We start from the raw sequence: 22,940 nt of genomic DNA, 5'->3' as shown, positions 1-22,940 counted from the left end.
GGTCCGTTGTCTGGAAGGGCGCGAACGGTGCCGCGCTGACAGACATGATAGGAAAGACCCGGCGAAATGAGCTTGCGAAATAATTCGCTCAAAGCTACTTTAGAAACGAAATGGAACCATCAAGCCTTTTTTCGTTTCTTTATATAGGCCATGTGCGCAACAAAATTACGTAACGAAACCGCTGAAGAAGCCACGCCGCTGTCGCAACTCGACCGCATCGATCGCGCGATCCTCAAGCAGTTGCAGCAGGACGCGTCGATCTCGAACGTCGCGCTGGCGGCGAAGGTGAAGCTGAGCGCGCCCGCGTGCCTGCGGCGCGTCGAGCGGCTCAAGGAAATGGGCCTGATCCGCGCGACGGTCGCATTGCTCGATCCGAAAGCACTTGGTGCGGGGATGCTGGTGGTGATCGGCGTCGTGCTCGACCGCTCGACGCCCGAAACCTTCGCCGCGTTCGAAAAGGCCGCGCAAAAGGTCTCGGGCTGCATGGAGTGCCACGTCGTGACGGGGGAATTCGACTACTTCATGCTCGTGCGCACGCGCGACAGCGAGAGCTTCAACCGGCTGCACGCCGAGCAATTGCTATACCTGCCAGGCGTGCGGCAGATCCGCAGTTTCATGGTGCTCAAGGAGATCCTGTCGACGACGAAGTTTCCGTTCTGAGGTGCTCGAAATCGCGCTGAAAGCGGTAGGCATAGGGTTTGATCGGCATGCCGACAGCCTGGCGGTGCTTATACAATGACCGCGCAGAGAGTGGCCAGAAAACAGGCGATGAGCGACGACGACACGGACATCGGCAGCGCGGCGGGCGACAACGCGAAGCCGCCTGAACCGCACGCGGACGACTGCGCCGCGGCGAGCGGCGCAGTTGCGCGCGCCGCCAACTTCAGCAGCGAATGGCTGCGCCTGTGGGCCGAATCCACCACGGACTATTCAATCTTCGCGCTCGCGCCGGACGGCACGATCATCAGCTGGAACCGCGGCGGCGAGACGATCCAGGGCTACCAGTCCCACGAGATTCTCGGCCAGCACGTGCGTGTGATGTACAGCGCCGAAGACCAGCGCGCGGGCTTGCCGGAACAGGGGCTTCAGCGTGCGCGCGAAGAAGGCCGCTATGAAGTGGAAGGCTGGCGCGTGCGCAAGGACGGCAGCCTGTTCTGGGCGAACGTCATCATCACGGCGCTCTACACGCCTCGCGGGGACCTGCTCGGCTACGGGCGCGTCGTGCGCGACATCAGCGACAAAAAGAAGGCCACCGACGCCGCCCTCGAAAGCGACCGGCGCTTCCGGCTGCTGGTGCAGGGCGTGAACGACTACGCGATCTTCATGCTGTCGCCGGAAGGCTGCGTGACGAACTGGAATCCGGGCGCGCGGCGCATCAAGGGCTACACAGACGAGCAGATCATCGGCTCGCATTTCTCGTGCTTCTACACGGCGGAAGACGCGGCGGCGGGCGTGCCGCAGCGCGGTCTGGCAACGGCCGAGCGCGAAGGCCGCTGGGAAGCCGAAGGCTGGCGCGTGCGGCGCGACGGCAGCCGTTTCTGGGCGCATGTCGTGATCGACGCGATCCGTGACGAGAACGGCGTGCTGATCGGCTTCGCGAAGATTACGCGCGACATCACCGAGCGCCGCCAGGCGGCCGAACTGCTCGACCAGACCCGCAACGCGCTGTTTCAGGCGCAGAAGATGGAAGCGCTCGGCAAGATGACGGGCGGCGTCGCGCACGACTTCAACAATGTGCTGCAAGTGCTGCGCGGCAATCTGGAACTGCTCGGAGCGCGCCACGACGATGCGTGGAGCCGGGCGCGTATCGGCCGCGCGATCGAGGCCGTCGAGCGCGGCTCGAAGCTCGCGTCGCAACTGCTCGCGTTTGGGCGCCGCCAGGCGCTGCAACCCGTCGCGACCCATCTCGGCGACGTGCTGCACGGCATGGAAGACCTGCTGCGGCGCGCGCTTGGCGAGCGCGTGCAGGTGCGGGTCCATGAATCACGTGCGAGCGGCGAGCTATGGAACGTGCTCGTCGATACGCATCAGCTGGAAAACGTCGTGCTGAATCTCGCCATCAACTCGCGCGATGCCATGCCCGAGGGCGGCGTGCTGACCTTCGGGCTGTCGAACGCGGTGCTGTACGCGCAAGCCGCCGTGGCCGCGCAGGTCGAGCCGGGCGAGTACGTGAAGATGACCGTCACCGATACAGGCGCGGGCATGAGCGCGGAAGTCGTCGAGCGTGCATTCGATCCGTTCTTCACGACGAAGCCCGAAGGCGAAGGCACAGGGCTGGGCCTGAGCATGGCCTATGGCTTCGTGCTGCAAAGCGGCGGGCACATCGAACTGGCGAGCACGCCGGGCGTCGGCACCACGGTGACGATCTATCTGCCGCGTTCGACGGACCCGGCCGTCGCGCGGCCTGCCGTCCAGGCCGAGTCCGAGTCCGACGAAGACCTGCGCGGCGGCGAAACCGTGCTCGTCGTCGAAGACGACCGGCGCGTGCAGCTGACCGTGGTCGACATGCTGTCGCAACTCGGCTACAGCGTGCTGACGGCGAACGACGCGACGGAGGCGCTGACCGTTTTGCGCAGCGGCGCCAAGGTCGATCTGCTGTTCAGCGATGTCGTGATGCCCGGCCCGCTGCTGAGTCCCGAGATGGCGCGTCAGGCGCAATTGATGCGGCCATCGTTGAAGGTGTTGTTCACGTCGGGCCACACGCGCGACACGATGGGCCTCGACGCGCAACTGCGGCGCGGCGCCGATCTGCTGCAAAAGCCGTATAGCCGCTTGCAGCTCGCGCGAAAAATACGCGACGTGCTCGACGACGGCACGGCGCGCGCGACGCTCTACGCGGCACAGTCCGCTAACCTGCGCAAGCTGCACATTCTCGTCGTCGAAGACGACCGGGACGCCCGCGACGCGCTGTGCGAACTGCTCGGACTGCTCGGTCACACCTGGGACGCAGTGGCCAATGCAGAAGAGGCGCTGAAGCGCCTGCAACTCCATCCGGTCGACGTGCTGCTGACCGATCTCACACTGCCTGGCATGTCGGGCATCGACCTTGCGCGTGCGGCGATCGCCATGCACGCCGCGCAGCACGTGGTGTTCTCATCGGGTCAAGCGGCGCCGTTGCAGGACGAATCGCTGCCGTTCACCTGGACGGCGTTGCGCAAGCCTTACTCATTCGATCAACTGAAGGCCGCGCTCGACGCGCAACACTGACGCGAGACAGATCGCTTCGCGCGGTTCATCCGTTGCTTTCGGGTGCCGCTTCGCGCTGCGCGTCGATCGAACGTGCCACGGGGCGCTGGCAGCAGGGCCGCTGGGCCGACTTCGATCCGACGCGGCCGCCGCAGCCGGTGCAGGCCGGGCGCGGTGTGGAAGGGCGCATGGAGCGACCCGCCGAACGGCACGCGTAGATCCATTTATCCAAAAACAAACGCAGCGCCCGGCATGACACCGTGCGCTGCGTTTCTTACGTCTCCGTCAGTTCGCTAGACGTTAGCGGGAGCCTTCCGCATCGTCCTCTTCTTCATCGTCCAGGTCGTCGTCGAGATCGTCATCATCGTCGAGCGTGATCCGACCCATGCCGACGCCCGCATCCTTATCCGCATACGGTTGACGTGGGGCGTTTTCGTCCGGGGCGTAATTCTTTCTGACCATTGGCTGCTCCATGAAGAAAGTTGAACGAACCCGCGGAGCGCGCAAGCGATGCGCCTGCGCTCCACCGCGAACTTCTAATGATGCGCCCGTGCGATCCGCGCGACCAGTGGTAAGTGATCCGATGCGACACGCGCAAGCGTGCTGCGGTGCACCGTCACGTCGATCAGGCGGTCGGCGGGGTGCATCTCGATGCGGTCGAGCGCGAACACGGGGAGGCGGAAAGGTGCGCGGCGCAGGCGCCGCCCGAAAATGGGTGACGAGCATGCGTGGTGTATCGAATGTGCAAATCGGTGCTCGGATTTGCGCGTGCCGAACGGCATATCGAGCGAACGCGTGCGGCAGACGGCTGTGGATCGTTTTGCCGTTCAAGCCGATTCGGCAATCTTCATCGCGTCGGCGAAACTCAATGAATCGCGCATCGCTTCGACGAGCCTGCCCGTCTGTTTCTCACGATTGCAACCGACAGCAGCCACCAGCTTCCCCTTCTCGCCGAGCAGCGCAATAAATTCGAACGCATCCGGCGTTCCCGTGAACTTCGTTTGATCCCAGTGTTTCGCGTGGCCGAGATACTCGAACGTCTTGCCGAAGTGATACGTCCAGAAGTACGGCACGTAAGGCTCCTTCGGCGGCATGCCGAGCATCGCGTGCGCCGCAATGCGCGCGTGCTGTTGCGCAACGCGCCAGTGCTCGATCCGCACCCGCGCGCTGCCGTGCGACGGCCACTCGAAGCGCGCGATGTCGCCCGCCGCATAGAGACCGTCGGCTGCGCGCATCGATGCATCGACGTTGATGCTCCTGTCGTCGTTGCGCTTCACGCCTTCGATGAAATCCGTCGCCGGCGTCACGCCGATACCCGCGACGATGAAGTCGCACGCTACCGTTTCAGCGTTATCGAGCATTACGCGCAAGGCGCCGTCCGCGCCGCCCGCACCGACGGAGCGCGCATGATGGCCCATGCGGATGCGCACGCCATGCGCTTCATGCAATCGCATGAACAGCCTGCCGAGTTCCGTGCCGAACTGCTTTTCGAACGGGACGTTGCCGGGCGATACGACCGTCACGCGCAGCTTGCGCTCGCGCAGTGCCGACGCGACTTCCAGTCCGACGAAACTCGCGCCGAGCACGAGCGCGTGCTGCCCTTGCTCGGCCGTCTCGACGAGATGTCGCGCGTCGTCGCGATTGCGCAGCAGACAGATGCGCGACTTCACGCCGGCTGCGTCGCTGCCTTGCAATGACAGCCGCTTCGGTATGCCGCCCGTTGCGACGAGCGCCGCGTCGTAGTGAATCGACGGCGCGCTGCCGATATCGATGCGCCGCGCCGTCGCATCGAGCGCGGTGACCTCGGCCTGAATCACGTCGATCGACTGAGTGGCAAAGAAGTCGTCGGGCAGCAGCGGCGGAATGTCGTCGGGCGACATCTCGCCTGACGGCACGAATTTGCTCAGCACGGTGCGGTCGTACGGCGTGCGCGGCTCGCGATCGATCAGCGCGATGCGCCCCGCAAAGCCCGCTTCGCGCAGCGCCGCGCAGGCGGCCGCGCCCGCTGCGCCCGCGCCGACGATCGCAAACGTGCGCCTGTCTGCTGCCGTGGACGTGGCGGGTCTAGACGGTTCCGGGGTGCTGTCGACGAGCACATCGTCCTGTTCGACGCGCACCGGATAGCGCGTCAACGGCAACAGCGCGGGCGGTTCGACGAGCGCGCCTGTCTCGATGTCGAAAGTTCCCTTGTGCCACGGACAGATGAGCCGCCCATTGCATAGCGCGCCCTGTTCGAGCGGCGCGCCCGCATGCGGACAGTCGGCGCTGTACGCATGCACGGCGTCGCCGCGGCGTATCAGCAGGATCGGCGTGCCGTTCACCTCGACGCGCTTCATGCCGTGGTCGGCGAGGTCGGAGAGCAGGGCGACCTTTTGCATGTTGGTGTTCGCGTTCGTGGCCATTGTTTTCCTCGTCGAGAACGGCCGCGCGGCGCATGCCGTCAGCCGCGCGCAAAGGGCGTTTGCTTGCACGGGTGCAATCGGCATGCCGTCTCGCGGCTTGCGTCCATCAACGTCCGTAGACAGCTTACGTCGGAACGGCGCGCGTGGCTTCGCATGGGCATGCCGCTTGCGTCGTCGCTCGCAATGCACCCGTTTGATCCGCGGATGCCACGTCGGACCCAACACTCTCCCAAGCTTGCGATGGAGGTTTGCATGAACGATATCGGCCACGATCCCCTGCGGCGCGCCGCGCCCGCTGCGTGGTACATCAACAGCGGATTGCGTCTGTCCGACGAGGAGCCGGACGCCGACATCGAGCCGAAACGCTATGCGCTCGTTCCTGCCCTGGAGCGTTATCTGGCGAACGTGCGCTTCGGCGACGAACAGGCGACCAGCCGCGCGGCCACCCTCGATGCCTTGCGCGCGCGCGGCATGGACTGGCTGCCGCTGCCGGGGCGTGGCGAAACGGCGACGCGCTGGCGCGGTCTCGCGGCCGTTGCGGCATGCGACCTGTCGCTGGCGAAGCTCTACGAAGCGCACACCGATGCGCTCGCCATCCTCGCGGAACTGGGCCGCACCGAACTCGCGGACGACGGCAACTGGGCCGTGTGGACCGCCGAGCCACCGAACGCGAAGCTGATCGCGCATGCGACGGGCGGCAATGCGCTGACGCTCGAAGGCGCCAAACCCTGGTGCTCGGGCGCGCCGCACGTGACGCATGCGTTGGTCACGGCATGGCGCGGCGACGAGCCGGTGTTGGCTGCCGTCGAACTGTCGCAGCCGGCGATTGCCATCGATCCGGGCGGCTGGCACGCCGTCGGCATGCGCGCGACGGGCACGAGCAGCGTGCGCTTCGATGGCGCGCGCGCAGTGCAGGTCAGCAACGCTGGCGCGTATCTGTCGCGTCCGGGTTTCTGGCACGGCGGCGCCGGCATTGCAGCCTGCTGGTACGGCTGTGCGGCGGCGCTCGCGTCGATTCTGCGCGACAGCGTCAAGCGTCACGACGATCCGCACGCGTGCGCGCATCTGGGGGCCGCCGACGCCGAGCTATCGGCCGTGGCCGCGCTGCTGCGCGAGTCGGCCGCATGGATCGACGGGCATCCGCGCGACGATGCGCAGCAATGCGCGCTGCGCGTGCGGGTTGCCGTCGAGCAGGCGGCGGAGCAGGTAATGCAGCACGTGTCGCGTGCGCTCGGCGCGGCGCCGTTCTGCACGGACCCGTGGTTCGCTCGCGCGATCGCCGATCTGCCCGTGTTTTTGCTGCAAAGCCATGCCGAGCGCGACGAGTGCGCACTCGGCCGGACGTTGCTCGACGACGAACCAGGCGAGACCTGGAACCTTGGCGTTCATCCTGGACGCGACTGAGGTTCGCACGCATGTCTTTCCCCGCCGCCTATTTCGACGATCTGTACCGACAGGACGACGACCCCTGGGACTATCGCGCGAGCTGGTATGAGCGCCGCAAGCGCCTGCTGACCATCGCGGCGCTGCCGCGCGAGCGCTATCGGTCGGGCTTCGAGCCGGCGTGTTCGAACGGGGAATTGTCGGCGCTGCTCGCGCAGCGTTGCGACAGCCTGTACGCGTGCGACATCAGCAACCATGCCGTGCGTTCTTGCACGCGAACGTCTTGCAGGCGTGCGCAACATCACCGTCGAGCAGCGCGCGATGCCGGACCAATGGCCCGACGCCAGCTTCGATCTGATCGTGATCGGCGAGTTGTGCTATTACCTGTCGCGCGAAGCGACGGCAGAACTTGCGCAGCGCGCGTGCGCGTCGTTGACAGCGGATGGCACGCTCGTCGCATGCCACTGGCGTCATCCGTTCGAAGGCAAGCTGCAAACCGCCGACGATGTACACGCGCGCTTCGATGCGCTGCCCACGCTGAACCGCCTCGTCCAACACGCGGAGCACGATCTGCTGCTGGACGTGTGGTCGAAAGATGGGTCTTCGGTTGCGCAATACGAGGGGCTCGCATGATCGGCATAGTGATCCCCGCGCACGACGAAGAGGCACTGCTTGCCGATTGCCTGCAGGCAGCGCGGATCGCCGCTACCCATCCAGAATTGCGTGGCGAACGGGTGAGAATCGTGGTTGCGCTCGATAGCTGCACGGACGGGTCCGAGTCGATTGCGCGCTGCTTCGACACGCATGCGTTGACGCTCGATGTGCGCAACGTCGGCAAGGCGCGGGCAGCGGGCGCGGCGACGCTGATCGAACAGGGCGTGCGCTGGCTCGCGTTCACCGATGCCGACAGCCGCGTCGCGCCGGACTGGCTGGTCGCGCAACTCGCGCTCGATGCGGAAGCGGTGTGCGGCCCCGTGCTCGTCGAAGACTGGCGCGAGCACGACGAACTGACCCGCGAAGCGTTTTATCGCGCTTACATGAATGCGGATGGGCACCGGCATATTCATGGCGCGAATCTCGGCGTGTCGGCGCGGGCCTATTGCCGCGTCGGCGGATTTCCGCCGCTCACGTGCAGCGAGGATGTGGCGCTGGTGGGGCTGCTCGTCGAGACGGGGGCGCGGATCGCGTGGAGCGCGGCGCCGCGTGTCGTCACGAGCGCGCGGATTGCGTCGAGAGTGCGGGGCGGGTTCGCGGATACGCTGATGGGGCTGGCGGCGCACGAATGATGCGCGCGACGGACGAGATCAGGCCGTCTCGTTAGCAGCCGTCCCGTAGTGCGCCAGAAACATATCCGCCGATGACTCGGCGATTGTCTTCTGTTCGTCCGTTGTCAGCGACGGCTGGCCCATCGTCACCTGCGGCCAGAACGCAAAGCCCTTCACGAGACCATGCAACTGCTGCGCGGCGAACGCCGGGTCCGGCGTATCGAGCCTGCCATCGGCGGCGGCTGCGCGTATCCACACCGTCAGTCCTTCCTCGCGTTCGCCGATGCGCGCCACCATGTCCCGCGCGCGTTCCGGCGAATGAATGCCCGCCGCGATCGCGACTCGCGCGAGCGACATGAACGCCTCGTCGTTCAACAGCCGCAGCTTCTGCGCGAGCAATTCGATCAGCTGAGGGCGCAACGGCTTGTCCGCGCGATAGCCGGGCGCATCGCCCGCCTTGCTGGCGTCCCATAGCTGCTGGAGGATCGCCGCGAACAGCGCCTCCTTGCTGGGAAAGTGGTTGTACACGGTGCGCTTCGACACGCTCGCGCGCGCGGCGATCCGGTCCATGCTGGTCGCGTCGAAACCGGCCGCGCGAAATTCGTCGATGGCCGCTTCGATGACGGCCGCGCGCTTGCGATCGGTCAGGCGGGGAGGGGTGGTGCTGTCGTCCATCCTTTAATTTTACACCGGTGGGTTTACTTTTCGAGATAATAAACTACACTGTGCAGTCTACCTTCTGTCTCGAGTGACGCTTCGCATGAAATCGATCATCGGCTCCATCAGTCAGGTTTTGGGATTCACGGCGGCGCAGCGCAGCCGGGCGTTGTCGAGCACGTCGCCGCAGCACAATGGCGAGCGCTTTCGCAACGTGAAGCCGCGCCCCGTCGAAGGGTTGGGCAAGACGTTGCGGATTGTGTGGAACGTGCTGCTCAACAAGCCTCGCGGCACCGAGCCGTCCGGCGCGCTACCCGTCGATGCGCTCACGCGCGCAGACCTGGATGCCGCGCCGGACCGGAGCCTTTTCCGTCTCGGCCATTCGACGATGCTGCTCAAGCTGCGCGGCCAGTTCTGGCTGACCGATCCGGTGTTTGCGGAGCGTGCGTCGCCGTTCAAACGGATGGGGCCGAAGCGTTTCCATGCGCCGCCGATTGCGCGTGATGCGTTGCCGCCGTTGCGCGGCGTGATTCTGTCGCACGATCACTACGATCATCTGGATCGCGAGACGGTGCTGGCGCTGGCCGAAACGACGGGCGTGTTTTTGACGCCGCTTGGGGTTGGGGACCGGCTGATCGAGTGGGGTGTCGATGCGTCGAAGGTGCGGCAGTTCGACTGGTGGCAGGGTGTCGAGATCGACGGTGTGCAGTTGACGGCGACGCCTGCGCAGCATTTCTCGGGGCGCAGTCTGTTCGACGGGAATAGCACGTTGTGGGCGTCGTGGGTGATTGTCGATGGTGATCTGCGGGTGTTTTTTAGTGGCGACACTGGGTATTTCGATGGCTTCAAGGCGATTGGCGAGCGGCTCGGGCCGTTTGACGTCACGTTGATGGAGACGGGCGCGTATGACGCGCAGTGGCCTTACGTGCATATGCAGCCTGACGATACGGTGCAGGCGCATGTCGATCTGCGGGGGCGCTGGCTTGTGCCGATTCATAACGGGACTTTCGATCTGGCGATGCATCGGTGGCAGGAGCCGTTCGAGCGTGTCGTGGGGCTTGCCGCTGCGCGCGGTATTGCGCTTTCGACTCCACGGATGGGGGAGAGGGTGGATCTGGGGGCGCCGCATCGCGGGGAGCGGTGGTGGCGGGATGTTGTCGAGGTTGGTGCTGATGCGCCTAAGGCGGCGCGGCGGGTTTTTTGTCGGGCTGCTGGCGTGGAGTGATTTTTTTTTCGTCTGCGACGCTGGTGTGGTGTGCTTGTGTTTTCGCTGGCATCCGCGATTTGTTATCTAGCTTCACGCGTTGCCCCTGTGCGGGGCGGCACCTACTTTTCTTTGCCGCCGCAAAGAAAAGTAGGCAAAAGAAAGCGGCTAACACCGCCAATTCTTCTTCCTGCCTGAGGGCCCCCGAAGGTTCTTACGCTTCACACGGCAACCACGTGACCCACGTTCGTTGCCAGCGCTCTTGCGGTGCGCCTCACCCGCTTCGCGCGCCCGCGTCGCAGCACGCCGTCCCAGATATTCCACGGCCGCCCAGGTGGCAAACTGTGTGTAGGCCGTAGTGCCTCGCACGCTTCACTTCGGACCGATAGCGCACGCTTGCCACCATGTAAGAGCGCGACGCTATACGCCGCGACAACCTACACACAGTTTGCCACCTGGGCGGCCCATACCATTCGCTGCCGCTTGCCCGTGCAAATGCATTCGAAGCGGGTGATGCGTTTATTCAAAGCGTTGGCAACACGCGCCAACAGAGCCGTTGTTGTGTGAAGCGTAAGACCCTTTGGGGGCCCTCAGGCAAGAAGAAATGTTGGCGGTGTGAGCCGCTTTCTTTTGCCTAGGAATCTCTGCAAAAGGTCCTGGCATTGCCGTGAGGGTTGACTATCCTGGAAGCAGGATAGTTAAAGGAGTTGCGTGATGACACAGCTTGGTCTTGGCCTGGATCTGTCAACGAAGCGTACCCGCAAGCGCGAGTTTCTCGACGAGATGACTCGCGTGGTGCCGTGGCAGAAACTGATCGCGCTCATCGAGCCACACTATCCCAAAGGCAAGACCGGGCGGCCACCGTTTCCGATCCAGACGATGCTGCGCATTCACTTCCTGCAGCAGTGGTTCAGTCTCTCGGACCCGGCCATGGAGGAGGCGCTACACGACATCCCGCTGTATCGGGAGTTCGCGCTGCTGGGCACGGGCATGACGCGGCTGCCAGACGAAAGCACGATCCTGCGGTTCCGCCACCTGCTTGAGGCCCATGAACTGTCGGCCAGAATACTGGCGACGGTCAACGAGATCCTGCAGGCGAAAGGCCTGATGCTCAAGGTGGGCTCAGCGGTCGATGCGACGCTGATTTCGGCACCCAATTCGACGAAGAAGCCCGGCACGCGAGACCCGGAGATGCGTCAGACGCAAAAAGGCGGCAGCTGGTACTTCGGCATGAAGGCACATATCGGAGTCGATGTGGAGTCGGGGCTGGTGCATACCGTGAAGTGCACGCCGGCGAACGTTCATGACATCACGGTGGCGCATGAACTGTTGCATGGCAAAGAGAAGGTTACGTTTGCCGATGCGGGCTATGTGGGCATCGAGAAGCGAGGCGAAACGGGTACGGTCCAGTGGTACGTCGCGATGAGACCGGGCAAGCGAAACAAGCTGGACAAGAAAAAGCGGCTGGACAGGATCTACAACAAGATCGAGCGGCTCAAGGCGGGCGTGAGAGCGAAGGTGGAGCACCCGTTTCGCGTACTGAAATGCCAGTTTGGATATCTGAAGGCGAGGTATCGGGGGCTGGCAAAGAACACGGCGCAGATCGAAACGCAGTTCGCGCTGGCCAATCTCTGGATGGCGCGCAAGATGCTGTGAAGCGGTGCAACGAAGGAAGAAAATGCGCCGCATGAGCACAGCGCCAACCAGCAAAAATGCGACTGATAGCGACTCAACAACGTGCGGATGACGACACGATCTTCAATCTAGGTGTTCGGTTAGAAGTCCAACGAAAAAAACGGGTTATTCAGACCTTCCCCTACTTTTCTTTGCGGCGGCAAAGAAAAGTAGGTGCCGCCCCGCACAGGGGCGACGCCTGAAGCAGGCTAACGAATCGCGGATGCCAGCGCAAAGGCCCAAAAAACCAAACCGGATGCCAGCGCAAAGGCATAAACCCGGACCAGCGTCGCAGACAAAAACCCAAAAACCCACCTGCATGACAAAAAAATCCGCGCTAAGGTATGACCTTGCCATTCAACCAAGCGCCGCAACAAAACAAACCTGGAACCCAAAAGCGATGACCGAACCCACCCAGTTCTGGATGATCGAAGGCGCGCCGACGCCCGTCGGCCCATTTTCCCATGCGACGGAATCAGGCGGCTGGGTCTTCATCACGGGCCAGATGCCCACATCCCCGGACGACGACACAGCCCCCCTGCCCGAGGGCGTCGCCGCGCAAACCAAACGCGTCATGGACAATCTCGTGCTGGTGCTCAAGGGCATGGGGCTCGGCCTCGAACACGTCGTGTCGGCACGCATCTTCCTCACTGAATTCAAACGCGACTAAGCAACGATGAACGCCGTCTACGCCGCGCATTTCCCGCCGGGACGGCTGCCCGCGCGCACCTGCGTCGGCGTAACAGGTCTCGCGCGCGACGCGCTAGTCGAGATCGACTTCATCGCGCGCCGTCCTGGCTGACGCAAAGTCGATGCGTTCCCATCGACCATCCGCGCGCCGCGACTTCCTGCAACGCGCGCTCATGCTGCCCCTCGCGATGTCCATCCCATCCCTCGGCGCCGCCCAGCAAAAACCGCTCCCCCGCATGGAACGCCGCGCGATCCCATCTACTAGCGAACCGTTGCCCGTCGTTGGCTGCGGCACGTGGCGCACCTTCGACGTCGGCGATGATCCGAACGGCCAGGCACGGCTCGCCGAAGTGCTGAAAGTGCTGTTCGCAGCGGGCGGCTCGACGATCGACTCATCCCCGATGTACGGTTCGTCCGAAGCCGTCGCGGGTACGCTGCTCACGCGGCTCGACGCGCACGACAAGGCGTTCGTCGCGACCAAGGTGTGGACGCAAGGCAAAGCCGCAGGCATCGCGCAGATGGAAGAGTCGATGCGTCGCCTGCAACAACCGAAGATCGACCTGATGCAGGTCCACAACCTCGTCGACTGGCGCACGCAACTCGCCACGCTGCGCGACTGGAAAGCGCGCGGGCGCATTCGCTATATCGGCATTACGCACTACACGTCAGGCGCGTTCGATGAAGTTGCCAGTGTGATGCGCAGCGAGAAGCCCGACTTCGTGCAGATCAACTACGCCGCCGACGATCGCGACGCCGAGCAGCGCATTCTGCCGCTCGCGCGCGATCTCAGCGTCGGTGTCGTGATCAATCAGCCGTTCGGCGGCGGCGGGTTGCTGTCGCGCGTCGGCAAGATGCCGCTGCCCGCGTGGGCCGCCGACATCGGCTGCACGACGTGGGCGCAACTGCTGCTGAAATTCGTGCTCGCGCAACCGTCCGTCACCGTCGTGATTCCCGGCACGGGACGCCCCGAGTACATGGCCGATAACGTGCAGGCGGGCGTCGGCCCATACCCTGACAAGGCGATGTGCAAGCGGATCGTCGAGGCCGTGGGCGGGTAAGAGACAACACAGCAACAACGCCGCGCGCGCCCACTTCGCAGGCCGCGCGGCGCGACACCATCATGAAGCCGACGCCTTCAGCAACACGGGATCGTTGCGATAGACATCCGGGAACATCTTCTTCAGATAATCGATCTTCGGCAGATCGTTGATCGCGATGTATGGCGAGTCCGGATGCAGCACCAGATAATTCTGGTGGTACTGCTCGGCAGGATAAAAGCCTTTGAAGTCCTCGATCTTCGTAACGATCGGCGCAGAAAATACCTTCGCGCCGTTCAACTGCGCGATATAAGCCTGCGCGATGCCGCGCTGCTCGGCATTCTGCGGAAACACCACCGACCGATACTGCGTGCCGTGATCCGGACCCTGGTAGTTCAACTGGGTCGGATTGTGCGCGACCGAGAAGAAAATCTGCAGCAGCCGGCCATATGTGATCTGCGTCGGGTCATACGTGATCTGCACCGACTCCGCGTGCCCCGTGTCGCCGCCGCTCACGGTCTCGTACTGCGCAGTGTTCGCCGCGCCGCCCGCGTAGCCCGACGCAACCTGCTTCACGCCCTTGACGTGCTCGTACACGCCCTGAACGCCCCAGAAGCAGCCGCCCGCGAAGACGGCCGTTTCCGTGTGCACGCTGCCTGCTTTTTCGTCCTGCGCGGGCGGCGGAATCCGGACCGCCTGTTCCGCCGAAGCAACGTGTTGCCACGCAAGGGCGCCCGCGCCGATGGCGACGCACGCCGCGATCCTGCCTGCCGACGTGCGGCTCCAGCCCAATGCGCTTGCGATGAGTTTCTTGTTCACGGTGATAGTCCTCGATTAACAGGGTGATGTGCAGTCAGTCCGGATCTCATTAGCCGAAGGTGAACGCGTACGCCTCGACACCCGGATCGAGAAACTCGATCGCAAAGGTGTGGTCGGCTACGTCGCCCGTCTGACGCACGAGCTGATAGAGACGCTGTTCCGTCACGACGCCTGTGCCGTCGGCGCTCACGTCGGTGCCGCGCGCATCGCCGGGCGTCGCGCCGTCGATCGTCACGCGAAAATGCACCGGCTTGCCGGCCGCGCCCGGCCCGAGCACCAGATGCAGGTCGCGCGCATGGAAGCGATAGACGATGCGGCCGTTGGGCGCGGCAAGCGTCGCGTGCTCGGCGCCCACTTTCCACGTACCCGCGAGTCCCCAGTCATTGACGTCGGGGCTCGACGGCGCCGCATAGGTGTGCGCGCGGTTCTCGGCTTCGCCGCCCGGCGACGCGAAGTTCTCGGCACGCGCATAGCCGATGTAAGTTTCCGGCGACATCATGTCGTTGCCGTCGGCGGCCGCCTCGACGCCTTTCGCGCGCTGCGTGAGACCCGTCGCCACCTGAGCCGCTTCGGGATGACCGGCTTCCGCCAGCAGTTGCTGGATTACCTTCTCCGACTGTTCGTACTCGCCTTCGCCGAAGTGGTGATGACGCACGCGACCCTGCGCATCGACGAAATAGTGGGCCGGCCAGTACTGGTTGCCGAACGCGCGCCAGATTGCGTAGTTGTTGTCGATAGCGACGGGGTAATCGACGCCGAGATCGTGCGTGGCCTTCTTCACATTGTCGATATTGCGCTCGAATGCGAACTCTGGCGCATGCACGCCAATCACGACGAGCCCCATGTCGCGGTACTTCTGCGACCACGCTTTCACGTACGGCAGCGTGCGCAGGCAGTTGATGCACGAATAGGTCCAAAAGTCGACCAGTACGACCTTGCCCTTCAACTGCGCATTCGTGAGCGGCGGCGAGTTCAGCCATTGCACGGCGCCCGTCAGCGACGGCAGCGTGCCTTCGTCGGGCAGCGGCGCGGCGGCAGCCGATGCGCGCATCATCGTGCCGGCGGGCGGCGTGGCATCGGCGGAGGCAGGTTGCGTGTCGGCGGCCTTCATCATGGCGGGGCCATCCGTTTGCACATTCGCCGACATCATCGCGTCGCTGGCCGGTTTGCGCGGCGACAGGCTGTCCACAAGGTGCTGCTCGATGCCGCTCGTCGCCACCGTCGATACCTTCGTCAGTACGCCCGTGTCGAGGCCGAGCGCGATGGCCACGACGCCGCACAGCATCGCCGCGCCGATTCCGCGCCGCACCCATTCGCCCGCGCCGAGCGAGCGCTTCATCGCCGTGAAGACCCGTCCGCCGATCAACAGCGCAATGGCAAGCGAGGTCGCCGCGCCCGCCGCATACGCGAGCAGCAGCAAGGTCGTGCCGACGCTTGCGCCGCGCAGCGCGGCGCCCGTCAGCACGAGGCCGAGGATCGGGCCCGCGCAGGGCGCCCACAACAGGCCCGTCGCGATGCCGAGCAGAAACGACGAGCCGATGCGCGGCTTCGCGCCGTCCGCCTGCGCAAGCTCGGACAGCCGGTTGCCCGCGCTGACGAGCGGGTGCATCAGGCGGTCGGCGAGACGCGGCAGCAGCAGCGTGAGGCCGAACACGCCGAGCAGCACGATCGCGATCCAGCGGCCGTACTGGTTGGCCTGCGTGACCCAGCCACCGCCGACGGCCGCCAGCGTCGCGACGAGCGCGAAGGTGAGCGCCATGCCGCCGAGCAGCGGCAAGCCGGAGCGCACGAACGGCTGGTCGGCGCGCGCGAAGACGAAGGGGAGCACGGGCAGAATGCACGGACTCAGGATCGTGAGCGCGCCGCCGAGGTAAGCGAGGACAATGAGTAACATGATCGTTGGGATGGTTGATCGTGCGAAATGAGGCGATGAAAAAAGATGTCAGGCGGCGCGCGGCGTGAAGGTCATCGCGAGCCCGTTCATGCAGTAGCGCAGGCCCGTTGGCTTCGGGCCGTCGTCGAACACGTGCCCCAGATGCCCGCCGCAGCGCCCGCAATGCACTTCCGTGCGCACCATGCCCCACGAGCCGTCCTCGCGCGTCGCGACGGCATGATCGAGCGGCGCCCAGAAGCTCGGCCAGCCCGTGTGGCTGTCGAACTTCGTGCTCGACGAAAACAGTTCGCGGCTGCAACCCGCGCAGGCGAACACGCCGCTGCGATGCTCGTCGTTCAGCGGGCTGCTGAACGGGCGCTCGGTGCCTTCCTCGCGCAGCACGTGGTATTGCGCGGGCGTGAGCTGCGCGCGCCATTGCGCATCGGTGCGCGTGACTTCGAAGCGGGCGGGTGCACCGCCTGCTGCGTCCTTCGCGTCCGCTGCACCCGGCGCGCCCGCTGCGAACGCCCGCCAGTGCGTGAGCGCAGCCAGCGCGGCGAGCGCGCTGCCACCCGATAACAGGAACCGCCTGCGGCTTTTCATCGTGTGCTCCTTGGTGCGACTCGATTGAATATGGCGTAGCGTAAGTCCGCTGTGATATCCGGGTCCTCACGAAAACTTAAATTAATTGTGATAACCCGGCGGCCGAAAATTCTGCACAATGTCAGTGCTGTAAACGTTGTATGGCAACGTTTAATCCCTGCATTCAATCCCTCGTTCATTCAACCAACCCGATGGACCATCCGAAGCGCGTACTGATTGTCGAAGACGATGTCGACATAGCGAATGTGCTGAGCCTGCACCTGCGGGACGAACGCTACGAGGTCGTCCATAGCGCCGACGGCAACGAAGGGCTGCGGTTGCTGGAGCAGGGCAACTGGGACGCGCTGATCCTCGACCTGATGCTGCCGGGCGTGGATGGCCTGGAGATTTGCCGGCGTGCCCGCGCGATGGCGCGCTATACGCCCATCATCATCACCAGCGCGCGTTCGAGCGAAGTGCACCGCATTCTTGGGCTGGAACTCGGCGCGGACGACTATCTCGCCAAGCCTTTTTCCGTGCTCGAACTGGTCGCGCGCGTGAAGGCGCTGTTGCGACGCGTCGATGCGATGGCGAAAGACGCGCGGATGGAAGCGGGCAGCTTGAACCTCGCCGGGCTGTTCATCGATCCGCTCACGCGCGAGGCGAGCGTCGACGGCAAGCGGATCGAACTGACGCCGCGCGAATTCGATCTGCTGTACTTCTTCGCGAGCCGTCCGGGCAAAGTGTTCTCGCGCATGGATCTGCTGAACGCCGTGTGGGGCTATCAGCACGAAGGCTACGAGCACACCGTGAACACGCACATCAACCGGCTGCGCGCGAAGATCGAGGCCGACCCCGCGCAGCCCACGCGCATCCTGACGGTGTGGGGACGCGGCTACAAGTTCGTCGCCGATCCTGCGGCGCACGAAGGAGACGCGTCGTGAATCTGTCGTTGACACAGCGGCTGTCGCTGGTGTTTTCCATCTTGCTGCTCGCGTGCTGCGGCGCGTCGGCGTGGCTGCAAATACGTTCGAGCGATCTGCACGAAAAGGAAGTGATCCAGAGCCTGTCGCGCGATCTCGCCTCGCATATCGCGCACAGTCCGGCGCTATCGGACGACAGCAACGACGGCTCGCGCAAGGAAGCGTTGCGTGAGATTTTCGGGCAGTTGATGGTGGTCAATCCGAGCGTCGAGGTGTATCTGCTCGATCAGAATGGCCATATCGAAGGCGACGATGCGCCCGCCGGACACCTGAAGCGGATGCAGGTCGACGTGCGGCCGGTGCGCGAGTTCATCGCCGGCGATCCGCTGCCGATACTCGGCGACGACCCGCGCAGCGTCGACGGCCGCAAGGTGTTCAGCGCCGCGTTGCTGCCGCATGCGAGCGACCGGCCACCCGAATACCTGTATGTCGTGCTGCAAGGTGAGGCGCACGATGCGCTCGCGGCGCGTGTCGCGGCCAGCTCGGTGTTGCGCACGACGTTGTGGTCGATGGCCGTCGTCGCGCTGCTCGGTCTGGTGGCGGGGCTGATGGCGTTCGGGCTGATCACACGGCCGCTGCGACGTCTCACTGACGCGATGCGCAAGTTCGATGCGAACGGCGAGCCGGATTTGCAGCCCGATATGCAGCCGTCGATTGCCAACGCGGCGCGCCCATCGTCTTCGAATTCGCGCGACGAAATCGCGACGCTCGAATCGACGTTCGCGCAGATGGCCGAGCGCATCGGTCAGCAATGGCGCGCATTGACGCGGCAGGACCAGGAGCGACGCGAACTGGTGGCGAACATTTCACACGATCTGCGCACGCCGCTGACTTCGCTGCATGGCTACCTGGAAACGCTGTCGATGAAGTCGGACACGCTGAGCGACGCCGAGCGAAAACGATACCTGGCTATCGCGCTTGGGCAGAGCGTGAAGGTCGGCAGGCTTGCGCAGTCGCTGTTCGAACTCGCGCGGCTGGAGCACGGAAACGTGCAGCTTGCGCTTGAGGATTTCTCGCTGGTCGATCTGTTGCAGGACGTGTTTCAGAAGTTCGAGCTGTCGGCCGAAGCGCGGCATATCGCGCTGCGCGCGGACATTCCGCCGCGTTTGCCGAACGTGACGGCGGACCTTGGCATGATCGAGCGCGTGCTGACCAATCTGCTCGATAATGCGATCCGTCATACGCCGGATGCGGGCGCCGTCGATGTTGATCTTGCGGTGCGCGACGGTAAGGTGTCGGTGACGGTGAGCGATACAGGGCCGGGCATGTCGGAGGAGGTGCGGGCGGGCCTGTTCCAGCGCGCGTTCACGTCGGGCGGCGCGCATCGCGGTGGGCTGGGGCTGCTGATCGTGCAGCGCATGTTGCAGTTGCATGATAGCCAGATACGGCTTGTTGAGCGGGATGGCGCGGGGACCGCGTTTTGCTTTGAATTGCATCCGGCGGGTAGTGTGCAGAAGGGGGGACGCGCGGTGGCGTCCATGCAGTAGATTTTGCACGCAGGGGTTCGTGCGGTTTGGGTTTTTGGTTTTTTGGTTTTTCTGCGTTTGCGTTGGCATCCGCGAGGCGCTTGGTGTTTATGCCGCTGCGTTGGCATCCGCGATTTGTTAGCGTGCTTCACGCGTCGCCCGTGTGCTTTTGGCTTTGCGCTGGCATCCGCGTTTTGTTAGCTTGCTTCAAGCGTCGCCCCTGTGCGGGGCGACGCGTGAACAGCAAACACCGTAGCGCGGATGCCAGCGCAAACACAAGCAAACCAAAACCAAACCAAACCAAAACCAAGCCAAAACCAAACCGCCCAGGCCGCACAGGTTCAAAAGCGGATGCCAGCGCAATGGCATAAAAGCCCTTCCCAGCAAGTACATAAAACCCCTACAAAACAAGCCGAATCCAAACACCAGTTTGAAACGCACGAAAAATTGAAGTGCGCCCCACGCACCTTACCTTCGGTAATTTTCTGAAACGCTGTTTGAAAACTTCGACCACGCCAATCGTTAAAGAAGCGGCCATGCAGGCCGTTATCTGCAGTTAGACCACAACAGGGTATATTTTGACGCGCGCGATTCCGCTAGACTGCTGTTCCTTCTCCCGAAGAAAAGCGTCGCGCGTCTCTCGCACGCGACCGAATGCCGTTTCCCTCGTGTGTGGCGGCCGCATCACCGCCATCGAGCCGATGCCGCCCCTGGTGTGCGCTTTGAAGTGCATTGAAGTCGGATCGCAATAAGGACAGACGAAATGCGGTGGTGCTACTCAAATGCATGTGTCCGGCGGCAGGGCACGCCTGCCCGCATCGCGCGTGCGGCCGTCCGTTCAAATCGTTTGCTTGACTCAGTCATCCTTTTTATCGGCTGCTGCATGCTGATCGCGAATGCGTCAGCGGCCGAGAACGTGCTGCGCGTGCTCGCATGGCCGGGCTATGCCGATCCCGACGTCGTCAAAGGTTTCGAGAGCCGCTATCACGCGAAAGTCGAAGTCACGCTGATCGACTCCGATGAAGCGCTGTGGGACAAGATGCATCAGGGCAAGGCACCGCAGTTCGACGTGCTCGCGGCGAATACGGCTGAAATCCAGCGCTACGCGCACGACAATCTGCTCGCGCCGCTCGATCTCGACAGTCTGCCGAACACGAAACGGCAGTTGCCGCGCTTTCGCGCCTTGTCGTCGATCGACGGACTGACGAAGCAAGGCGCCGTCTACGCCATTCCGTTCACCTATTCGACGATGGGCCTCATCTACGACCGCAAGCAGGTGAGCGTCCCACCCCATTCGATGAACGAACTGTGGAATCCGCGCTATCGCGGCAAGGTACTCGACTACAACAGCGCGCAGCACAATTTCTCTTTCACGGCGCTCGCGCTCGGCTACCCGAATCCGTTTCAGCTGAACAGTGCACAGATGCAGACCATCACGCGCAAGCTGATCGATCTGCGGCGCAATCTGCTGACCTACTACAACCTGCCGGAAGAGGCCGCTGCGTTCTTCGTGCAGCACAAGGTCGCGCTGATGTTTGGCAACTACGGCACGCAGCAACTCGAAATGCTGCGCCGCGCGGGCGCCGACGTCGGCTACGTGATTCCCGACGAAGGCGTGCTCGCATGGCTCGACTGCTGGTCGATGACGAGCGCGGCGGCGAACCGGCCGCTCGCGCTCGCATGGATCAACTACATGCTGGAGCCGGACGTCAGCCGGCTGCTGACGCAGCGCCAGGGTCTAGCCAACACGCTCACCGAGCCGCCTGAAAACACGGACAAGAGCTACATCCTCTGGACCGAGCCCGTCGAGAACATCGACAAACGCGAGGCCCTGTGGAGCCGCATCGTCTCGGGCGACCGCCCGGAGCGTTTCTGATGATGCGCCCCGGGCTCACCTTCAAGCTCTCGGTGCTGCTTGCGCTGATCGGCGTGCTCGCGTCCGGCACGACGGGCTATTACGCGTATCGCGCGAACCGCACCATGCTCGTGCACGAAGCGGAGCGCAGCCTGCTGACGTCGACGGAACTGCTCGGCCAGCGCTTCACGATGGCGATCAACGACATCGCCGCAGACGCCCTGGTGCTGTCGACGATGCCGTCGGCCGCGACCGTCGCGCTCAACGACGACGGCAGGTCCGTCGACAACCCGACGCGCGACCGGCTCGCGCAGGTGTTCGCGAGCTTTATCGCGCAGCATCCCGAGTATCTGCAGGTGAGGCTCATCGCGCGCAACCACTATGGGCTGGAGCTGATCCGTATCGACCGTGAATCGGGCGGGCAGTGCGCGTGCAGGAAAGCGCGCTGCAGGAGAAAGGGCAGTTCGCGTACGTGTTCGATACGCTCGCGCTGCTGCCGGGACGCGTCTACATTTCCCCCATTGCCGTCAATCACGAGCACGGCGCGCATGCGGCCGAAGGCAAGCCGACGCTGCGGGTCGGCACGCCCGTCGCCAACGCGCGCGGCGACGTGGTCGGCGTGGTCGTGATCGACGTCGATCTCGCGAGCCTGTTGCGGCTCTCGCAAGCCGATCTCCCCGCCGACTATCAGGTCTATCTCGCCAACGAGTGGGGCGATTTTCTCGTGCATCCCGACCCGTCGCTGACGTTCGGCTTCGACAAGGGCCGGCGCGTGTTCATGCAGGAAAGCTTCACGGCGACGAAACCACTGTTCGAGCAGTCGACCCAGCCCGTGCTGCTGAATGGCCTCACGCAATCGAACGAAGCGGCGGGCCACGTATTCTCGTTCGTGCGCCGGCCGTTCGGCGAGTCGCAGGGCAACCGCTTCATCGTGATCGGGCTCGGGAAGCCGCTGCACGACGTGCTCGTCGGCGCGAACATGCTCGGCAACAGCATCGTGCGGATGGTGCTGACTTTCAGTGCGTTCGCGATCCTGCTCGCCATTCTGTTCGCCCGCGCGTTGACGCGACCGCTGCATATTCTCGCGGACGCCGCCACGCACTTTTTCTCGGACCACGCGGTGGACGCGTTGCCACTCAAACGCACCGATGAAATCGGCGTGCTCGCGCGCTGCTTCGACCGCATGCGCCGCGAGATCCGCGTGCAGATGGACGAACTGCGCAGCAAGCAGCACGAGCTCACACATCTCGCGAGCCACGACGGACTGACGGGACTGCCGAACCGGATGCTCTTCATGCAGAAGCTGGAGGAAGCCATCGACCGGGCGCGGGTCAGCAGCGAGCGCCTTGCCGTGCTGTTCATCGACCTGAACCGCTTCAAGCAGATCAACGATCAATACGGCCATTCCGTCGGCGACGACGTGCTCGCGGTCGTCGCGCGCCGTTTGCAGGAGGTGCTGCATAGCGGCGACATCGTCGCGCGCCTGGGCGGCGATGAGTTCATCGTGCTCGTCAAGGGCGAGCGTTCCGCCGATGCGGCGCCCACGATCGCCGCGCGCATCGTGCGAACGCTCGACGACGAGCTGACGATCGACGACCAGCCGATGGCCGTGGGCGCGAGCATCGGCATCAGCCAGTTCCGGCGGACGGCGATTCCGCCGAAGCGCTGCTGCTCAACGCGGATGCCGCGATGTACGCGGCGAAGTCGGGCGGCTCGGGTGCGTGGCTGTCGTATGGCGAACTGATCGACATGCGGCGCGCGCGCGCCGAACGCGGCAAGCAGCGCCGACGCGAGCGCGAATCCGAAAAGGTCGAGCCCGCCGACGACGGCACCGACGTCATTGCATAAGGGCTGCACAGACGCA

Annotated in this window: 16 protein-coding genes and 3 pseudogenes; 13 read left to right on the top strand and 6 right to left on the bottom strand. The window is 64.2% G+C overall.

The features are described from left to right. The first annotated feature begins 150 nt into the window (after positions 1–150). Both H1204_RS21240 and H1204_RS21235 read left to right on the top strand, forming a co-directional pair. Positions 151–660 carry an Lrp/AsnC family transcriptional regulator gene (locus H1204_RS21240; protein WP_180732605.1) on the top strand — a complete coding sequence of 170 codons (510 nt, stop codon included), beginning with the start codon at positions 151–153 and terminating at the stop codon, positions 658–660. Positions 661–768: 108 nt separating this feature from the next. Continuing rightward, positions 769–3,207: a PAS domain S-box protein gene (locus tag H1204_RS21235; protein ID WP_180732604.1), complete on the top strand. Its 2,439-nt coding sequence runs from the start codon at positions 769–771 to the stop codon at positions 3,205–3,207. 279 nt (positions 3,208–3,486) lie between these two features. Here the strand turns inward: H1204_RS21235 and H1204_RS21230 are convergent, their stop codons facing one another. Then, a complete protein-coding gene (locus H1204_RS21230) occupies positions 3,487–3,648 on the bottom strand; it encodes a hypothetical protein (protein ID WP_007731467.1) in 162 nt (53 codons plus the stop codon). Positions 3,649–4,013: 365 nt separating this feature from the next. Beyond that, positions 4,014–5,588, bottom strand: coding sequence for an FAD-dependent oxidoreductase (locus H1204_RS21225; protein ID WP_180732602.1), 1,575 nt, complete (start codon positions 5,586–5,588; stop codon positions 4,014–4,016). Positions 5,589–5,840: 252 nt separating this feature from the next. Here H1204_RS21225 and H1204_RS21220 point away from each other — a divergent pair, with 252 nt between their 5' ends. The 3 genes and pseudogenes from H1204_RS21220 (at position 5,841) to H1204_RS21210 (ending at position 8,257) form a co-directional block, all read left to right on the top strand. After that, positions 5,841–6,992, top strand: coding sequence for an acyl-CoA dehydrogenase (locus H1204_RS21220; protein WP_180732601.1), 1,152 nt, complete (start codon positions 5,841–5,843; stop codon positions 6,990–6,992). An 11-nt stretch (positions 6,993–7,003) separates the two neighbouring features. Continuing rightward, positions 7,004–7,604 (top strand): annotated as a pseudogene (locus H1204_RS21215) (class I SAM-dependent methyltransferase). Continuing rightward, positions 7,601–8,257 carry a glycosyltransferase gene (locus H1204_RS21210; RefSeq protein WP_180732599.1) on the top strand — a complete coding sequence of 219 codons (657 nt, stop codon included), beginning with the start codon at positions 7,601–7,603 and terminating at the stop codon, positions 8,255–8,257. The pseudogene H1204_RS21215 and the gene H1204_RS21210 overlap by 4 nt, the downstream one beginning before the upstream one ends. 18 nt (positions 8,258–8,275) lie before the next feature. On the opposite strand, the gene H1204_RS21205 is transcribed toward H1204_RS21210, so the two are convergent. Further along, positions 8,276–8,911 (bottom strand): TetR/AcrR family transcriptional regulator, encoded by a 636-nt coding sequence (locus H1204_RS21205; RefSeq protein ID WP_180732598.1) that lies wholly within the window; start codon positions 8,909–8,911, stop codon positions 8,276–8,278. 85 nt (positions 8,912–8,996) lie between these two features. Here H1204_RS21205 and H1204_RS21200 point away from each other — a divergent pair, with 85 nt between their 5' ends. The 4 genes and pseudogenes from H1204_RS21200 to H1204_RS21185 all read left to right on the top strand — a co-directional run bounded on the left by H1204_RS21200 (position 8,997) and on the right by H1204_RS21185 (position 13,519). After that, a complete protein-coding gene (locus H1204_RS21200) occupies positions 8,997–10,118 on the top strand; it encodes an MBL fold metallo-hydrolase (RefSeq protein WP_180732597.1) in 1,122 nt (373 codons plus the stop codon). Between the two features lie 693 nt (positions 10,119–10,811). Continuing rightward, positions 10,812–11,753 carry an IS5 family transposase gene (locus tag H1204_RS21195; protein WP_180732596.1) on the top strand — a complete coding sequence of 314 codons (942 nt, stop codon included), beginning with the start codon at positions 10,812–10,814 and terminating at the stop codon, positions 11,751–11,753. Between the two features lie 418 nt (positions 11,754–12,171). Beyond that, positions 12,172–12,573 (top strand): annotated as a pseudogene (locus H1204_RS21190) (RidA family protein). 10 nt (positions 12,574–12,583) lie between these two features. Further along, a complete protein-coding gene (locus tag H1204_RS21185) occupies positions 12,584–13,519 on the top strand; it encodes an aldo/keto reductase (RefSeq protein WP_180732595.1) in 936 nt (311 codons plus the stop codon). 60 nt (positions 13,520–13,579) lie between these two features. On the opposite strand, the gene msrA is transcribed toward H1204_RS21185, so the two are convergent. From msrA to msrB, 3 genes are read right to left on the bottom strand one after another with little or no spacing between them, the layout of a single operon-like run. Then, positions 13,580–14,317 carry a peptide-methionine (S)-S-oxide reductase MsrA gene (gene msrA, locus H1204_RS21180; protein WP_180732594.1) on the bottom strand — a complete coding sequence of 246 codons (738 nt, stop codon included), beginning with the start codon at positions 14,315–14,317 and terminating at the stop codon, positions 13,580–13,582. A 49-nt stretch (positions 14,318–14,366) separates the two neighbouring features. Next, positions 14,367–16,211: a cytochrome c biogenesis protein DipZ gene (locus H1204_RS21175; RefSeq protein WP_180732593.1), complete on the bottom strand. Its 1,845-nt coding sequence runs from the start codon at positions 16,209–16,211 to the stop codon at positions 14,367–14,369. A gap of 48 nt (positions 16,212–16,259) precedes the next feature. Then, the gene (msrB, locus tag H1204_RS21170; RefSeq protein ID WP_180732592.1) at positions 16,260–16,793 is read right to left on the bottom strand and encodes a peptide-methionine (R)-S-oxide reductase MsrB; all 534 of its coding nucleotides are present in this window, start codon (positions 16,791–16,793) and stop codon (positions 16,260–16,262) included. A gap of 191 nt (positions 16,794–16,984) precedes the next feature. Here msrB and H1204_RS21165 point away from each other — a divergent pair, with 191 nt between their 5' ends. The 4 genes and pseudogenes from H1204_RS21165 (at position 16,985) to H1204_RS21150 (ending at position 22,924) form a co-directional block, all read left to right on the top strand. Beyond that, the gene (locus tag H1204_RS21165; RefSeq protein WP_035989577.1) at positions 16,985–17,716 is read left to right on the top strand and encodes a response regulator transcription factor; all 732 of its coding nucleotides are present in this window, start codon (positions 16,985–16,987) and stop codon (positions 17,714–17,716) included. Next, a complete protein-coding gene (locus H1204_RS21160) occupies positions 17,713–19,242 on the top strand; it encodes a HAMP domain-containing sensor histidine kinase (RefSeq protein WP_180732591.1) in 1,530 nt (509 codons plus the stop codon). Before H1204_RS21165 ends, H1204_RS21160 begins: the two co-directional genes overlap by 4 nt. Before the next feature lie 862 nt (positions 19,243–20,104). After that, entirely contained in the window at positions 20,105–21,097 is a 993-nt protein-coding gene (locus H1204_RS21155) for an extracellular solute-binding protein (RefSeq protein WP_243468740.1), read from the top strand. Next, positions 21,097–22,924: pseudogene (locus H1204_RS21150) on the top strand (diguanylate cyclase). Before H1204_RS21155 ends, H1204_RS21150 begins: the two are co-directional and overlap by 1 nt. Positions 22,925–22,940 lie beyond the last annotated feature (16 nt).

Origin of the sequence: Paraburkholderia sp. PGU19 (assembly GCF_013426915.1) — a bacterium.
Lineage (GTDB): Bacteria > Pseudomonadota > Gammaproteobacteria > Burkholderiales > Burkholderiaceae > Paraburkholderia.
Note: the sequence above shows the minus strand (reverse complement) of the source record. Positions and strands in the feature narration are given on the sequence as shown.

Excerpts from the sequence above, each read along its gene's own strand:
- H1204_RS21240 (WP_180732605.1), top strand. The coding sequence starts at position 151 with ATGTGCGCAACAAAATTACGTAACGAAACCGCTGAAGAAGCCACGCCG.
- H1204_RS21235 (WP_180732604.1), top strand. The coding sequence starts at position 769 with ATGAGCGACGACGACACGGACATCGGCAGCGCGGCGGGCGACAACGCG.
- H1204_RS21230 (WP_007731467.1), bottom strand. The coding sequence starts at position 3,648 with ATGGTCAGAAAGAATTACGCCCCGGACGAAAACGCCCCACGTCAACCG.
- H1204_RS21225 (WP_180732602.1), bottom strand. The coding sequence starts at position 5,588 with ATGGCCACGAACGCGAACACCAACATGCAAAAGGTCGCCCTGCTCTCC.
- H1204_RS21220 (WP_180732601.1), top strand. The coding sequence starts at position 5,841 with ATGAACGATATCGGCCACGATCCCCTGCGGCGCGCCGCGCCCGCTGCG.
- H1204_RS21210 (WP_180732599.1), top strand. The coding sequence starts at position 7,601 with ATGATCGGCATAGTGATCCCCGCGCACGACGAAGAGGCACTGCTTGCC.
- H1204_RS21205 (WP_180732598.1), bottom strand. The coding sequence starts at position 8,911 with ATGGACGACAGCACCACCCCTCCCCGCCTGACCGATCGCAAGCGCGCG.
- H1204_RS21200 (WP_180732597.1), top strand. The coding sequence starts at position 8,997 with ATGAAATCGATCATCGGCTCCATCAGTCAGGTTTTGGGATTCACGGCG.
- H1204_RS21195 (WP_180732596.1), top strand. The coding sequence starts at position 10,812 with ATGACACAGCTTGGTCTTGGCCTGGATCTGTCAACGAAGCGTACCCGC.
- H1204_RS21185 (WP_180732595.1), top strand. The coding sequence starts at position 12,584 with ATGCGTTCCCATCGACCATCCGCGCGCCGCGACTTCCTGCAACGCGCG.
- H1204_RS21175 (WP_180732593.1), bottom strand. The coding sequence starts at position 16,211 with ATGTTACTCATTGTCCTCGCTTACCTCGGCGGCGCGCTCACGATCCTG.
- msrB (WP_180732592.1), bottom strand. The coding sequence starts at position 16,793 with ATGAAAAGCCGCAGGCGGTTCCTGTTATCGGGTGGCAGCGCGCTCGCC.
- H1204_RS21165 (WP_035989577.1), top strand. The coding sequence starts at position 16,985 with ATGGACCATCCGAAGCGCGTACTGATTGTCGAAGACGATGTCGACATA.
- H1204_RS21155 (WP_243468740.1), top strand. The coding sequence starts at position 20,105 with ATGCTGATCGCGAATGCGTCAGCGGCCGAGAACGTGCTGCGCGTGCTC.